Source organism: Microbacterium sp. (assembly GCF_035554235.1).
Lineage (GTDB): Bacteria > Actinomycetota > Actinomycetes > Actinomycetales > Microbacteriaceae > Microbacterium.
Genome location: NZ_DATMIO010000105.1, coordinates 1 through 13,564, shown reverse-complemented (window position 1 = coordinate 13,564; position 13,564 = coordinate 1). Strand labels below are relative to the sequence as shown.

Sequence of the window (13,564 nt, the reverse complement as noted above, 5' to 3'; positions counted from 1 at the left end):
GAACAGGACGTTCTTGGTGTCGATCTGCAAAAAGTCCTGGTGGGGGTGCTTGCGACCGCCCTGCGGCGGGACGGAGGCGACGGTGCCCTCCAGGATCTTCAGGAGAGCTTGCTGCACGCCCTCGCCCGACACGTCGCGGGTGATCGAGGGGTTCTCGCTCTTGCGCGAGATCTTGTCGACCTCGTCGATGTAGATGATGCCGGTCTCGGCCTTCTTGACGTCGTAGTCGGCCGCTTGGATCAGCTTGAGGAGGATGTTCTCGACATCCTCTCCGACGTAGCCCGCCTCGGTGAGGGCGGTCGCGTCGGCGACGGCGAAGGGCACGTTGAGGCGCTTCGCGAGGGTCTGGGCGAGATAGGTCTTGCCACAGCCGGTGGGCCCGATGAGGAGGATGTTGCTCTTGGCGATCTCGATCTCGTCCGCGCGCTGCTCGGCGCTCTGGATCGTGCCGTGGGCGCGGATGCGCTTGTAGTGGTTGTAGACCGCGACCGACAGCGCGCGCTTGGCGTCTTCCTGCCCGACCACGTACTCCTCGAGGAACGCGAAGATCTCGCGCGGCTTCGGCAGATCGAAGTCGGAGACGACGCCCGTGGCCGATTCGGCCATGCGCTCTTCGATGATCTCGTTGCAGAGCTCGACGCACTCGTCGCAGATGTAGACGCCAGGACCGGCGATCAGCTGCTGGACCTGCTTCTGGCTCTTTCCGCAGAAGGAGCACTTGAACAGGTCGGCGCTCTCACCGATGCGAGCCATGTGCTTCCTCCTCGTGGTCCCCGGCTGGGAGTGGTTCGAGCCTAATCGCTGGGCACGACATAGGTCGGTATTTCGGCGGACTTGTGAAGGGACACGCTGCAAGCAGAATGCCCCGGCCCGCGCCCTCGCGAAAGGGCGGGCCGAGGCATCCGGCAGTTGCTACTTCGTCAGTGCGGCGGGCAGGCGCTTGCGCGTCGTCAGCACCTGGTCGACGAGGCCGTACTCGACGGCCTCTTCGGCGCCGAGGATCTTGTCGCGGTCGATGTCGCGGTTGACCTGCTCGGCGGTGCGGTTCGAGTGCTTCGCGAGCGTCGACTCGAGCCACGTGCGCATGCGGAGAATCTCGGCCGCCTGGATCTCGATGTCGGAGGCCTGCCCGTGACCCGCTTCACCCATGGCGGGCTGGTGGATCAGGATGCGGGCGTTGGGCAGCGCGAGCCGCTTCCCGGGCGCTCCAGCAGCGAGGAGCACCGCCGCCGCGGACGCCGCCTGACCCAGCACGACCGTCTGGATCTGGGGCGAGACATACTGCATCGTGTCGTAGATCGCCGTCATGGCCGTGAAGGAGCCGCCGGGCGAGTTGATGTACATGATGATGTCGCGGTCGGGGTCCTGGCTCTCGAGCACGAGCAGCTGAGCCATGACGTCGTCGGCGGACGCGTCATCCACCTGCACACCGAGGAAGATGACGCGATCCTCGAAGAGCTTGTTGTAGGGATCTTGACGCTTGTAGCCGTATGCCGTGCGCTCCTCGAACTGGGGCAGGATGTAGCGCGATCCGGGGGTCTGCACGCCCTGGTGGGCCACGCCGCCGTTCGCCAGTCCGCTCGCGGCGGTACCGAAGGTGGGGATGTTCATTCTCGGGATTCTCTCTCTTTCGCCTTCGGTCAGCTCGCGGTCGTGCCGGCGCCGCCGACGACGTCGAGGGCGTGCTCGCGGATGTGGTCGACGAACCCGTACTCGAGCGCCTCCTGGGCCGTGAACCAGCGGTCACGGTCGCCGTCCTCGTTGATCTGCTCGACGGGCTTTCCCGTCTGCGCCGCGGTGATCTCGGCGAGGCGGTTCTTCATCGAGACGATGAGCTGCGCCTGCGTCTGGATGTCGCTCGAGGTGCCGCCGAAGCCGCCGTGCGGCTGGTGCAGCAGAACGCGGGCGTTGGGCGTGATGTAGCGCTTGCCCTTCGTGCCGCTCGTGAGCAGAAGCTGTCCCATCGAGGCGGCCATGCCGATGCCGACGGTCACGATGTCGTTCGGCACGAACTGCATGGTGTCGTAGATCGCCATGCCGGCCGTGATCGAGCCTCCGGGCGAGTTGATGTAGAGGAAGATGTCCTTCTCTTGGTCCTCGGCGGCGAGCAGGAGGATCTTCGCGCAGATCTCGTTGGCGTTGTCGTCGCGCACCTCCGAGCCCAGCCAGATGATGCGGTCTCTCAGCAACCTGTCAAAGACACTCGTTGCGACCAGGGGTTCGGCCATCTTTGCTCCGTTTCGTTGTACGTCTGGATCGAATCTACCGGCGGGGATCGCGGCGCCCGGCCGTGTTCGCCGTGGGCATAGATTCGTGGCGCGGTGAAGCAGAAAAGGGGTGGATGCCGCGGCATCCACCCCTTCGCGCTTCGCCGTGCGGCGACTACTTCTTCTTCGGCGCGGCCTTCTTGGCGGGCTTCGCCTCGGCCTCGTCCTCGGCGGCGGGCTCGGCGACGGCGTCGGATTCGGCCGCGGCATCCGCGATCTCCTCCGCCTCGGCGACGACGTCCTCTTCCGCGGCCGCCTCGTCCTCGATGGCGACGAAGCCGGCGAGGTCGACGGGAGCGCCATTGGTGTCGACGACGTTCACGCGGCTCAGGGCGACGGCGAGCGCCTTGTTGCGGGCGACCTCACCGACGAGGGCGGGCAGCTGGTTGTTCTGCTGCAGCGTCTCGACGAACTCCTGCGGCGCCATGCCGTACTGGGCGGCCGACTGCACGAGGTACTGCGTGAGCTCGTCCTGCGAGACCTGCACCTTGGCCTGCTCGGCCACGGCGTCGAGCACGAGCTGCGTGCGGAACTGCTTCTCGCTCGCCTCGGTCACCTCGGCGCGGTGCGCGTCGTCTTCGAGGCGGCCCTCGCCCTCGAGGTGGTTGCGCACCTCGTCCTCGATGAGCTGCGGCGGCACGGGAATGTCGACCTGCTCGAGCAGCGCATCCACGAGCTTGTCGCGCGCGGCGGAGCCCTGCGTGAAGGTCGACTGCTGGGCGACGCGCTCGCGCAGGCTCTCGCGCAGCTCGGCGATGGTGTCGAACTCGCTCGCGATCTGGGCGAAGTCGTCATCGGCCTCGGGAAGCTCGCGCTCCTTGACCGCCTTGACCGCGACGGTGACCTCGGCCTCTTCGCCGGCGTGGTCGCCGCCGACGAGCTTCGAGCGGAACGTGGTCTCCTCCCCCGCGGTCAGCGAGTCGATGGCCTCGTCGATGCCCTCGAGCAGCTCGCCCGAGCCGAGCTCGTACGACACGCCGTCGGCGCGGTCGATCTCGTTGCCCCCGATCGTGGCGACGAGGTCGAGCTCGACGAAGTCACCGTTGGCGGCGGGGCGGTCGACCGTGACGAGCGTGCCGAAGCGGGCACGCAGACGGTCGAGCTCTTCGTCGATCGCGGCCTCGTCGACCTCCACGGCGTCGACCGTGAGAGTGATGCCCTCGTAGGCGGGCAGCTCGAACTCGGGACGCACGTCGACCTCGACGTCGACCAGCAGGTCGCCCGAGAAGTCCTTCTCATTGGGCCACTCGACGATGTCGGCAGACGGGCGCCCGATGACCTTCACGTCGTGCTCGGCGACGGCGGCACGGAAGAACGTGTCGAGTCCCTCGTTGACGGCATGCTCGATGACGGCGCCGCGGCCGACGCGCTGGTCGATGATCGGCGCCGGGACCTTGCCCTTGCGGAAGCCGGGGATCTGGATGTCCTGCGCGATGTGCTCGTAGGCGTGCGCGATGCTCGGCTTGAGGTCGTCGGGGGTGACCGTGATGTGCAGCTTGACCCGCGTGGGGGTGAGCGTCTCGACGGTGCTGTTCACCATGCTTGTTCGTTCTCCTCGATGTTTTCCCGGCACGCACGACGCGGCCGGGGGAAAGGTCTTGGGGTGGTTTTCTTCAGGCCGTGCCGTCGGGGCGACAGGATTTGAACCTGCGGCCTCCCGCTCCCAAAGCGGGCGCTCTACCAAGCTGAGCTACGCCCCGGGTGGTGGTGTCCGTGCGCACGCGCAGGCACAAACAGCCCCCCAGAGTCTAGCCGACGCGCATCGGAGCGTTGCGACATCCGCCATCGTGCCCGCGCCGTGACCAACTTCGGAGAATGTCGCCTACTTCGGAACTCCGATCCCGGTCGCGCCGAACCTCGTCGCATTCTCCGAAGTTCGTGCGGGCCGTCCGAGGGAGGGTCGGGTCATGCCATAAGATTGTGGATGCCGCGGCCTGCCGCTGCGGGGATGTAGCTCAATGGTAGAGCCTCAGTCTTCCAAACTGATGGTGCGGGTTCGATTCCCGTCATCCCCTCCATATTCCCTTCGCACGTGCCCTCCGGCTCGGATCGAGCAGCGCGCCGCCGGCCGTCTCGCGGGGCGCTCGAGCTCGCGGTGCGCGTGGTCAACGAGCACAGCTCGGGTCATGCCTCGTCGCGAACGCCGGGGCGATGGTGGACTTCGGCCCACAGCGATAGGTTCATATCGTGCACCCGTGAGCACGGCGGGTGAAGGCCGTTCGAGGGGGACCGGATGATGGCGAGGAGTTCCGCGGCATCGAGCAGGCACCGTGCGAAAACGCCCAAGCCGCACAAGTCGCCCAGGCTGCCCCGGAAACCGGCCTCAGCCCTGGCGGAGCGGTACACGACGGTCGACGGGTTCAATGTGTTCTACCGCGAATCCGACGAGCCGCGGCCGGGGGCGCGCGTGATGCTGCACGTGCACGGGTTCGGGCTGTCCGGTCGATATCTGCTCCCGACGGCGCAGGTGCTGGCCGACGAGTTCCACACCCTCGTGCCCGATCTGCCGGGCTTCGGTCGGAGCGCCAAAGCCGGCGCCCTGCTGGACGTGCCCGATTTGGCGCACGCCGCCGCCCGCTTCCTCGACGCGAAGGGGATCGAGCGCGCGACGCTGGTCGGCAACTCGATGGGATGCCCCGTCATCTGCGAGTTCGCGTACCACTACCCGGAGCGCATCGACCGGGCCGTTCTCGTCTCCCCGGCCGGCGGCATCTTCAACCAGCCGCTGCGGCGGGCGGTGGGGCAGCTCGCCAGAGACGGCGGGCGGGAACCGCGCAAGATGGTCACGGTGGCGACTCCCGACTATCTCCGGTTCGGAGTCTCGAGCACCTTCAAGATGTTCAGGGCGCTCACCCAGTACCCGACGCTGGCGCGCCTCCTCGCCCTGCACATCCCGACCCTCGTGGTGCTCGGCGATCGCGATCCGCTCCTGCCCGGGCCTGCGCGGGTGCAGGAGGTCGCCGCACAGACCGACAACCACGTGCTGGTCGTGCGGATCGAGAATGCGGCGCACGCCATCAACTACAGCCATCCGGGCGAGCTCTCGAACGTCATCCGGCTCTTCATGGACGATCTGCCGATCGTCGATGACCCCGACTCCCCCGGCCACGCCAGCGTGTACGAGATCCACCGGGGAACGTACCACCCGCCGGCGAAGACCGACTAGGACACGTCTCCGTCCACAAGGCCGCCCTCCAGCACGGCGCGGAACCGCTCGGGCAGCACGACGTTCTCGGGCGACCCGCGAAAGAGCGGTGCGACCTGCTCGGGCGTGTAGCCTGCGATGCCGCAACCGATCTCCGTGACGAGGAAGCGCAGTTCAGGATGCCGCGCGGCGAACGACAGGAACCGCTCGACGGACTCCCCCATCGTCGCCGCTCCGCTCATCGTGTCGATGCCGTACGACTGCCCCTGCAGCCCGTCGCCCTGACCCCAGACGGCACCGAAGCGTTCGACGGCGGTCGCCGCCGCCCCCGCCCCGTGCGCGCCGGACGCGTTGGAGCCGAAGACGAAGATCTCGCCGGGTTCGAGCGATTCGATGCGCATGCCGGCAGGGTACGCCGATGTCACAACGAGTTCGAGCGTCCTCCGACGCCCGCGACGAGCGCGACCGGCCTTCTCAGTGACTCACCGGCGTGGCGCCGAGGTGCCGGCCGCTGTGCGCGCGATAGGCCTCGGCGTTGCGCAGGATACCGTCCCGCTCGTCGTCGGTGAGCTGGCGGCGCACCTTTCCGGGCACACCGGCCACGAGGGAGCCAGGCGGGATCACGGCACCCTCGAGCACGACCGCGCCCCCGGCGATGAGGCAGCCCTCGCCGATCACCGCGCCCGAGAGCACGACGCTGCCCATGCCGATGAGCGAGCCGTCGCCGATCGTGCAGCCGTGCACGACCGCGTTGTGGCCGACGGAGACGTTCTCGCCGATGACAACCGGGGACCCGCTGTCGACATGGACCGACACGTTGTCCTGGATATTGCTGCCCGCGCCCAGCGAGATCCGGTCGCCGTCCGCGCGCAGCACGGCGTTGTACCAGATGCTCGCGCCCTCGGCGATGGTCACGGCACCGATGACTCGCGCCCCCGAGGCGACGAACGCCGCGGGGTGCAGGTCGGGGGCAGCGCCCTCGAGCGCAAGGACGGAGGCGTCGGCGGCGATGGTCATGATCAGACCCTAGCGCCAGGAATCCGGTGCCGTGGGCGGGTGCGGGGCGGCTGTAAGCCCAGCCTCAGCTTGCTTGCGGAATGCCTCAGCGTGAGTAGCGTTGCACTCAGAATTCATGACCGACGCACTCGGAGGACGACACATGAGCAAGTCACAGACCATTTCCACTTCCGTCAGCGACCCCACCGTCGCCGCGGGGGCAGCGCAGTTCCTCTCCCCCGTCGTGCTCGGTCTGCAGGCGCTGACCGTCAACGGCAAGCAGGCGCACTGGCACGTGCGTGGAGCGAACTTCGTGGGCGTGCACGAGCTGCTCGACACGATCGTCGCCCACGCGGGCGAGTGGGCCGACACTGCCGCGGAGCGCATCGTCGCCCTCGGCCTGCCGATCGATGCGCGCGTCCAGAGCGTGGCCGCGAAGGCGAAGGCGACCGAGGTTCCCGCCGGCTTCACCAAGTCGGACGAACTGGTCCGCGACGTGATCGCCGACATCGACGCGATCCTCGTCGACGTCAAGGCTGCGATCGACGGCCTCGACGAGATCGACCTGACGAGCCAGGATGTCGTCATCGAGATCATGCGCGGCCTCGAGAAGGACCGCTGGTTCCTCTTCGCCCACGTGAGCGAGTAGATGCAGTAGGTCGCCTCGCGACCGTATCGAGATCTCACGACGAAGCCCCCAGGGATCCCCGGGGGCTTCGTCGCGTCAAGCCGGCGTCAGCCGTGCTGGAGGTACGCCAGCACGGCGAGAACGCGCCGGTGATCGGTGCCGGACTCCTCGAGGCCGAGCTTCTGGAAGATCGAGCTGACGTTCTTCTCCACCGCACCGACCCCGATGAACAGGCGTGCGGCGATCGTGCCGTTGCTGCGGCCCTCGGCCATGAGCTCGAGCACGTCGCGCTCGCGGGGCGTGAGGGCGGCGACCGGATCCGGGCGCGCGGCGATGAGCTGCTTGACGACGAGCGGATCGAGAACCGTGCCACCCTCGTGCACCCGGCGCACCGCATCCGTGAACTCGTCGAGGGAGGTGACCCGATCCTTCAGGAGGTAGCCGATGCCGCCGTCTCCTCCGGCGAGGAGCTCCCGCGCGTAGACGCCCTCCACGTACTGGCTGAGAACCAGGATGCCGACGGCGGGCAGCTGGGCGCGCAGGCGCAGCGCCGCGCGGATGCCCTCGTCGCGGAAGTCGGGCGGGAGGCGCACGTCGAGGATCGCGACATCCGCCATCACCCCCTGGACGCGGGCGACGATGTCGTCGGCGTCACCGAACGCGCCGGCCGTCACATAACCTGCCTCGTCGAAGAGGCGAACCAGCCCCTCGCGGAGCAGCAGCGAGTCTTCGACGAGGACGACCCGCAGGGGATGGCCGGGCGCAGTCATTCCCCCAGAGTAGGCGCCGCTCGAGCCCCTCACGCCGCCCCCGCCGGAACCAGCGGGATGTGGGCTCCGACGGTCGTCGGGCCGCCCAGCGGGCTCTCGACGACGAGCACGCCGCGAAGTCCGTGCACGCGGTCGCGAAGGCCCTCGAGTCCATGGCCCGCGCTCATGTGCGCTCCGCCGGTGCCGTTGTCGACCACCCAGACATCGAGCATCGCCGGTGTCGACGGCGACCCCGGCCGGATGGCCGCCCTGAGGGCGATCCCGCTCGCACCGGAGTGCTTGACGGCGTTCGTGAGGAGCTCGGCGACGATGAAGTACACGTTGCGCGCCACCTCCGGTCCCACCGCGGAATCGACGCCAGGGTCGACTTCCGCAGTCACCGGGAGGGCGTTCTCGGCCGCGAGGGCCGACAGCGCGGCGGCCAGACCCCGATCCTGGAGGAGCGGCGGAGCGACCCCGCTGGAGAGGGCGCGCAACTCGTCGAGGGCGGCTTTCGCCTGGCCGCGGGCCTCCTGCGCGAGCCGCGCGGCGGAGTCGGTATCGCCGGCTTCGGCGCGGCGCTCGAGGGCGGCGAGATCCAGCTGCAGGCGCACGAGTCGCTGCTGGGGGCCGTCATGGATGTCGCGCTCGAGGCGGCGCAGGGAGACACCTTCGGCGTGCACGGCCGCACCGCGAGCGGCGGCCTCGGCCCGCACCTCCTGGACGAGCGCATCCGAGCGCCAGGGGCCGAGCATCCCCTTGGCCAGGGAATGGTGCACCCAGGCCAGCCCGTTGAGGACCCACGGCAGCGTCACGGCGCAGACGATGCCCGCGATCAGGTAGAGCACGATCTCCACGCCCTCCGGCGGAAGCCCACCGAACACCCACGGGAGGGCCTCGGCGACGTTGTCGCCCCACAGCGCCGCTCCGTTGTCGCCGTTCGGGATGAACATGCCCCAGAACCAGTAGGTCAGCCCGCCGAGGCTGACGCTGAGCCACGCGACGGTGATGGCGAACGTGATCGTGCTGACGATAGGACTCACGATCATGCCGTGCACGAGGTAGAGCCAGTAGTGGCCGTTGCGGAGGGGCAGCGTGAGAGTCATCCAGAAACCCGGCGCGTCTTCGCGGTCGCGGTTCCACGCGGGTTCCTGCACGGGTTCTCGTCCGGTCAGCCGCAGAAGGTAACGGTCGGCGACGCCGAAACCGCGCGCGACGAGCAGAGTGCCGACGACGATGGGCAGGCCGATGACGAGGACCAGAAGCCCGACCCCCGTCCAGAGCAGCGCCGCGAGGACGCTCACCGACACCATCGCGACCACGAAGATCGCGAGAAGGTAGACGGCGCTGCCCGGCGTTCTCTTCCACAGCGTGCCGTAGGAGGGCACAGTGCCCGGCGGCGTCGCCGACGCGGGGGCAGCGGGCGTCGCCGATGCGGGGGCAGCGGGCGTCGGCTCAGTCGTCATGGGGGTCATCGGGCTCTTGTTCGTGGATATCAGAGTGTCAGGCATGCATACAGCCTCGCGAGACCGGCCGCCGACCGGCATCCGGCACTCGTCCGGAACAGGGCGGGGGTTGTCCCCCCTCAGGCCAGGTGCGTGAGGCGGCCGCCGAGCATCGTCGCCGCGACGCGCATCGCGCGGAGCTCGGGCTCTGTGGCCCGCGCCGGATCGGACTCGCAGAGGGCGAGGTCGGCGACGCGGCCCGGCTCGATGCGCGCTGCGCGCTCCCCAGATCCGCCGTGTGTGGAGGCCGCCAGGGCGGTGACGAGGTCGAGGCGCTGGTCGGGGCGCCAGGGCTCGCGTCCGTCCCGCGTGCGGAAGACCGCGGCCGCGACGGCGGCCCACGGGTCGAGCGGAGAGACGGGTGCGTCGGAGCCGAAGAGCAGTGCCGCACCCGAATCGGCGAGGGCGCGAAGCGGGTAGGGCAGCGCGGTCTGACCGGCCCAGATCGCATCGGTCAGATCACGGTCGTCGATGGCGTGCTCGGGCTGCACGCTCGCCCCCACCCCCAAACGCGCGAAGCGCGGGATGTCGGCGTGCGCGACGAGCTGCGCATGCTCGATCGTTCCGGTCGCTCCCGTGAGGGCGAACGCGTCGAGGGCGTGGGAGTTGGCGACGTCGCCGATCGCGTGGATGGCGCAGCCGAGGCCGGCTCCGGTCGCTCTCGTCATGAGCTCGACCAGCGCCTCGGGCGGCACGTTCAGCAGTCCATGGTTTCGCGGGTCGCCGGGGTACGGGTGCGAGCACGCGGCGGTTCGCGTGCCGAGCGACCCGTCGGTGATGACCTTGAGCGGACCCACCGCGGCGAGCTCCGAGGTCGTGCCGCGCGCGAGGTCGCCGGTGCGCAGGCCCTCGGCGATCGCCCGGTCGAGGAACTCGGGGTAGATGCCGAACTCGACGCGCAGCGCGTCGAAGCCGCCGGCGAGGCGGCGCGCCCAGGCGTCCTCATTCCACGCCATGTCGAGATCGACGATTCCCACGACGCCGCGGGATGCCGCATCCGCCGCCATCGCCGAGACGAGGCGGTCGCCGGCGATCGGGTCGACGGCGTTGAGACGGCGCGAGATCTCGAATGCCTGAGCCTCGCGCAGCATCCCGATGCCGTCGATCGCGTGGCCTTCACGGCGCAGCGCCGCGCTGTTGAGCCAGACGCTGTGCACGTCGGCGTTGATCAGGTAGGTAGGGATGTCGCCGGTGGCCGCATCGAGGAGCTCGAGGGACGGGATGTCGAGCCACAGCGCATCGCGGAATCCTGTGCCGACGCGGCGCCCGTCGGCGAGCACCGTGGCCCCGCCCATGATCCGGGCCGCGTGCGCGGCCGACTGGGCCTGGCCGAGCGGCTGCCGCTGGGAGGCGAGCGACCACTGCACGACGTGCACGTGGTGGTCCCACAGGCCCGGGATCAGCCACGACCCCTCCGCGTCGAGCGTGTCGCCGCGCGCGCGCATCGCCCCCGCGGGCGCGATGTCGGCGATGCGTCCGCCGTCGAGGTGGACATCGAACGGACCGTCGGTCGGCAGCAACTCCTGACCCGCGCCGGCGATCCGGGCGTTCAGGATCGTGCCGACGACGTCGCCCCGAGCCGTCACGCCCGGTCCATCGGGGCGCTGTCCATCGCAGCCGTGTCCATCGCAGCAGTGTCCATCGCAGCCGCGTCCATCGCACCCCTGGCGCGACGCATCTCGGCCGCGAGGCCGGGGTTCGCGTACGGTCCGTCACCGCTCAGCTCTGCGATCACGGTCTCGACGACCTCGGGCGCCTTGTTCTGGCTGAGCTTGCGCTTTGCGACAACGCGCGTCGGCGTCAGGCGGAAGCCCACCGTCCCGCGCTCGAGGCGTTCGACGAAGGCGGGGTCGTTCGGGCGCTCCCACATCAGACGGGGCTCCGGCATCCTCCCCTCGAACCGGGCGACGAGCCGATCGAGCACCCGCAGGTTCTCCTCCGGCGAGAGGATCTCGGGCACGCCGCTGAGGTGCGCCGAGACGAAGTTCCACGTCGGAACGCTCTGCACGTCGCCGTACCAGCCGGGCGAGATGTACCCGTGCGGACCCTGCACAATGACGAGCAGTTCGCGTTCGCCGAGTCCGTGGATCATATCGTCGGGCTTGCCGACGTGACCCACGATCGTGAGGTCGTCGCGGTCGTCGTCGAGCAGCACGGCGTAGTGCGACGCGACGAGGCCGTCGGGGGTTTGGCTGACGAGGGTCATCCATGGATTCCCCTCGATCAGGCGACGCAGCTCCGCGACATCCGTCATGGCGAAGCTCGGGTTCTGGCGCATGCCTTCAGCCTATTTCGCGGGGGGACCGCTGGCACGCGGTCAGCGTCACCGCTGGCAGGAGGGACACCAGTACAGCTTGCGTGCGCCCATCTCCTCGAGCACGATCTCGGTGCCGCACACGCGGCACGGCAGTCCGGCCCGGTGATACACCCAGTGGCGGTCGTCGCGGCTTGCCATCGCGGCACGATAGGCCGCGGGATCGAGGTCGTCCATCGTCATCATCTGGCCGGTCTCGACGCCGATCTCGAGCAGGCGCACCCAATCGAGCCACAGCGCCCGCACGAGCTCCTCGGGCACGTCGCGCCCCGGCGTGTGCGGATCGAGGAGCGCGCGGTAGAGCAGCTCGGCGCGGTAGACGTTGCCGATGCCGCTGATGACCGACTGGTCCATGAGCAGCAGGCCGATGGGGGTGGGCTTGCGGCGCACCACCCGCACGAAACGCTCCTCGCCCTCGGCCACGTCGCCGACGAGCGGGTCGGGCCCCAGCTTGGCGATCGTCGCGAGCACCTCGTCGGGGGTCTGCAGCTGGCATGCGGTGGGTCCCCGCAGGTCGGCCGCGGTGATGTCGGTCATGAGGCGCAGCCGGACCTGGCCGACCACCGGCGGGGGCCACTGCATCCCGTCATCGGCCAGACCCGTCGTCTGCTCCGACATCCGCACGTGCACACGCGCGCGTCGCGGGGCGCCGATCGAGGTCAGCGAGTTCTCCCCCGCCCCGTCGAACACACGACCAGCGAGCACAGCGGGATCGAGCTCAGGGGGATCGAGCTCAGGTGCATCGAACACGGTGCCGCGCTGATTCGTCTGACCCATCCGCCCGTTCGCCGACGCGATCGTCGGATCGACGAGGATCTCGCCGGCGAAATCCCATGCGCCGTACATGCCGAGGTGCACCCGGAGCCACACGTCGCCGTCGAACTCGAGGAACATCTGCTTGCCGACGGCACGCACCGAGGTCGCCTCGCGCCCGTGGATCACGTCGGCTCCCTCGACGAACCGCCCCTGCGGGCTGCTCGCCGACACCGCGCGGCCGACGTAGTTGCGATCGAACTGTCGGGCGATGCGGTGAACGGAATGCCCTTCGGGCATCAGCCTGCCTCGGGGTCGAAGGCGTCGGCCGATTCCCCGCCCGTCGGCCACGTGACCCGGGGGTCGGGCTCGAGGGAGCCGTCGATCTCGTACGCACCGATCTGCGCGATGCGCCGCACGTGCCGCTCGTCGTGGGAGAACGGGGTCTCGACGAAGCGGTCGATGAAGGACGCGGCCTCCTCGAAGGTGTGCTGGCGCGCACCGATCGCGATCACGTTCGCGTCGTTGTGCTCGCGGGCCAGTTCGGCCGTGGCGATGCTCCACACGAGGGCGGCGCGGACGCCACGCACCTTGTTCGCCGCGATCTGCTCCCCGTTGCCCGAACCGCCGAAGACGACGCCCAGGGCGTCGATGCCGGCGGCCTGGTCGCGCGCGACGGCCTGCGCCGCGCGGATGCAGAAGCTCGGGTAGTCATCCAGCGGCTCGTACGCGAGGGGACCGTGGTCGATGACCTCGTGGCCCTGGTCGCTCAAGTGGTGCTGCAGCTGGGTGGAGAATTCGAGGCCGGCGTGATCGGTCGCGATGTGGATGCGCATGATCACAATCCTAGGGAGCGAGACCGGACGCGGCGGGCTTGAAACCCGCTCGGATGTTCTCGCAGCAGCCGGGTCGGCAGACGTCGAACCATGGCCCCAGCGACGTCTCGTGCGGGCGGGCCGTGGCAGGCGTTCCCCGCAGGCGCTCCTCGATGAGGTCCACGAGTCCGGAGACGTAGACGGGATCGATGCCGGGGGTGGGCGTCCGCACGGCCTGAAGGCCCGCCTCCGCCGCGGCATCCATCGCTTCGGTGTCGAGATCCCACAGCACTTCCATGTGGTCCGACACGAAACCGAGCGGTACGATCGCGACCGCCTCGGCGCCGGCGGACGGGAGGGCTTCGATGACGTCGCATACGTCGGGCTCGAGC

Annotated in this window: 15 protein-coding genes and 2 tRNA genes; 3 read left to right on the top strand and 14 right to left on the bottom strand. The window is 69.3% G+C overall.

All coding sequences use genetic code 11. From position 1 onward, the window contains the following. From clpX to VNT50_RS05280, 5 genes are all read right to left on the bottom strand, one after another. Positions 1 to 753 (bottom strand): ATP-dependent Clp protease ATP-binding subunit ClpX (gene clpX / locus VNT50_RS05300; protein WP_325484059.1); only part of this gene is annotated, 753 nt, incomplete at its 3' end. Between the two features lie 159 nt (positions 754 to 912). After that, positions 913 to 1,611: an ATP-dependent Clp protease proteolytic subunit gene (locus VNT50_RS05295; RefSeq protein WP_325484058.1), complete on the bottom strand. Its 699-nt coding sequence runs from the start codon at positions 1,609 to 1,611 to the stop codon at positions 913 to 915. A 29-nt stretch (positions 1,612 to 1,640) separates the two neighbouring features. Beyond that, positions 1,641 to 2,228 (bottom strand): ATP-dependent Clp protease proteolytic subunit, encoded by a 588-nt coding sequence (locus VNT50_RS05290; protein ID WP_325484057.1) that lies wholly within the window; start codon positions 2,226 to 2,228, stop codon positions 1,641 to 1,643. Positions 2,229 to 2,382: 154 nt separating this feature from the next. Beyond that, positions 2,383 to 3,807, bottom strand: a complete 1,425-nt coding sequence (gene tig, locus VNT50_RS05285) for a trigger factor (protein WP_325484056.1) — start codon at positions 3,805 to 3,807, stop codon at positions 2,383 to 2,385. 86 nt (positions 3,808 to 3,893) lie between these two features. Next, a tRNA-Pro gene (locus tag VNT50_RS05280) sits at positions 3,894 to 3,967 on the bottom strand. A gap of 244 nt (positions 3,968 to 4,211) precedes the next feature. On the opposite strand from VNT50_RS05280, the gene VNT50_RS05275 reads away from it, so the two are divergent. Both VNT50_RS05275 and VNT50_RS05270 read left to right on the top strand, forming a co-directional pair. Further along, positions 4,212 to 4,285 (top strand) — tRNA-Gly (locus tag VNT50_RS05275). Positions 4,286 to 4,500: 215 nt separating this feature from the next. Beyond that, the gene (locus VNT50_RS05270) at positions 4,501 to 5,433 is read left to right on the top strand and encodes an alpha/beta fold hydrolase (protein ID WP_325484055.1); all 933 of its coding nucleotides are present in this window, start codon (positions 4,501 to 4,503) and stop codon (positions 5,431 to 5,433) included. On the opposite strand, the gene VNT50_RS05265 is transcribed toward VNT50_RS05270, so the two are convergent. Together VNT50_RS05265 and VNT50_RS05260 are read right to left on the bottom strand one after the other, a co-directional pair. Beyond that, a complete protein-coding gene (locus VNT50_RS05265) occupies positions 5,430 to 5,813 on the bottom strand; it encodes an A1S_2505 family phage non-structural protein (RefSeq protein ID WP_325484054.1) in 384 nt (127 codons plus the stop codon). The two genes, VNT50_RS05270 and VNT50_RS05265, sit on opposite strands and share 4 nt — an antisense overlap. A gap of 73 nt (positions 5,814 to 5,886) precedes the next feature. Further along, complete coding sequence (locus VNT50_RS05260; RefSeq protein WP_325484053.1) at positions 5,887 to 6,429, bottom strand: gamma carbonic anhydrase family protein; 543 nt, start codon at positions 6,427 to 6,429, stop codon at positions 5,887 to 5,889. A gap of 142 nt (positions 6,430 to 6,571) precedes the next feature. On the opposite strand from VNT50_RS05260, the gene VNT50_RS05255 reads away from it, so the two are divergent. Beyond that, positions 6,572 to 7,057 carry a Dps family protein gene (locus tag VNT50_RS05255; protein ID WP_325484052.1) on the top strand — a complete coding sequence of 162 codons (486 nt, stop codon included), beginning with the start codon at positions 6,572 to 6,574 and terminating at the stop codon, positions 7,055 to 7,057. Between the two features lie 86 nt (positions 7,058 to 7,143). Here the strand turns inward: VNT50_RS05255 and VNT50_RS05250 are convergent, their stop codons facing one another. The 7 genes from VNT50_RS05250 to VNT50_RS05220 form a co-directional block, all read right to left on the bottom strand. Next, a complete protein-coding gene (locus tag VNT50_RS05250; RefSeq protein WP_325484051.1) occupies positions 7,144 to 7,806 on the bottom strand; it encodes a response regulator transcription factor in 663 nt (220 codons plus the stop codon). 29 nt (positions 7,807 to 7,835) lie between these two features. Beyond that, a complete protein-coding gene (locus tag VNT50_RS05245; protein WP_325484050.1) occupies positions 7,836 to 9,296 on the bottom strand; it encodes a sensor histidine kinase in 1,461 nt (486 codons plus the stop codon). Positions 9,297 to 9,370: 74 nt separating this feature from the next. After that, positions 9,371 to 10,876: an amidohydrolase gene (locus tag VNT50_RS05240; protein ID WP_325484049.1), complete on the bottom strand. Its 1,506-nt coding sequence runs from the start codon at positions 10,874 to 10,876 to the stop codon at positions 9,371 to 9,373. Beyond that, a complete protein-coding gene (locus tag VNT50_RS05235) occupies positions 10,873 to 11,568 on the bottom strand; it encodes an FMN-binding negative transcriptional regulator (protein ID WP_325484048.1) in 696 nt (231 codons plus the stop codon). The genes VNT50_RS05240 and VNT50_RS05235 overlap by 4 nt, the downstream gene beginning before the upstream one ends. 45 nt (positions 11,569 to 11,613) lie before the next feature. Continuing rightward, entirely contained in the window at positions 11,614 to 12,657 is a 1,044-nt protein-coding gene (locus VNT50_RS05230) for an Fpg/Nei family DNA glycosylase (RefSeq protein WP_325484047.1), read from the bottom strand. Next, positions 12,657 to 13,193 (bottom strand): ribose-5-phosphate isomerase, encoded by a 537-nt coding sequence (locus VNT50_RS05225; RefSeq protein WP_325484046.1) that lies wholly within the window; start codon positions 13,191 to 13,193, stop codon positions 12,657 to 12,659. The genes VNT50_RS05230 and VNT50_RS05225 overlap by 1 nt, the downstream gene beginning before the upstream one ends. Positions 13,194 to 13,203: 10 nt before the next feature. Beyond that, positions 13,204 to 13,564: ferrochelatase (locus VNT50_RS05220; RefSeq protein WP_325484045.1), on the bottom strand; the 361-nt coding region annotated here is incomplete at its 5' end.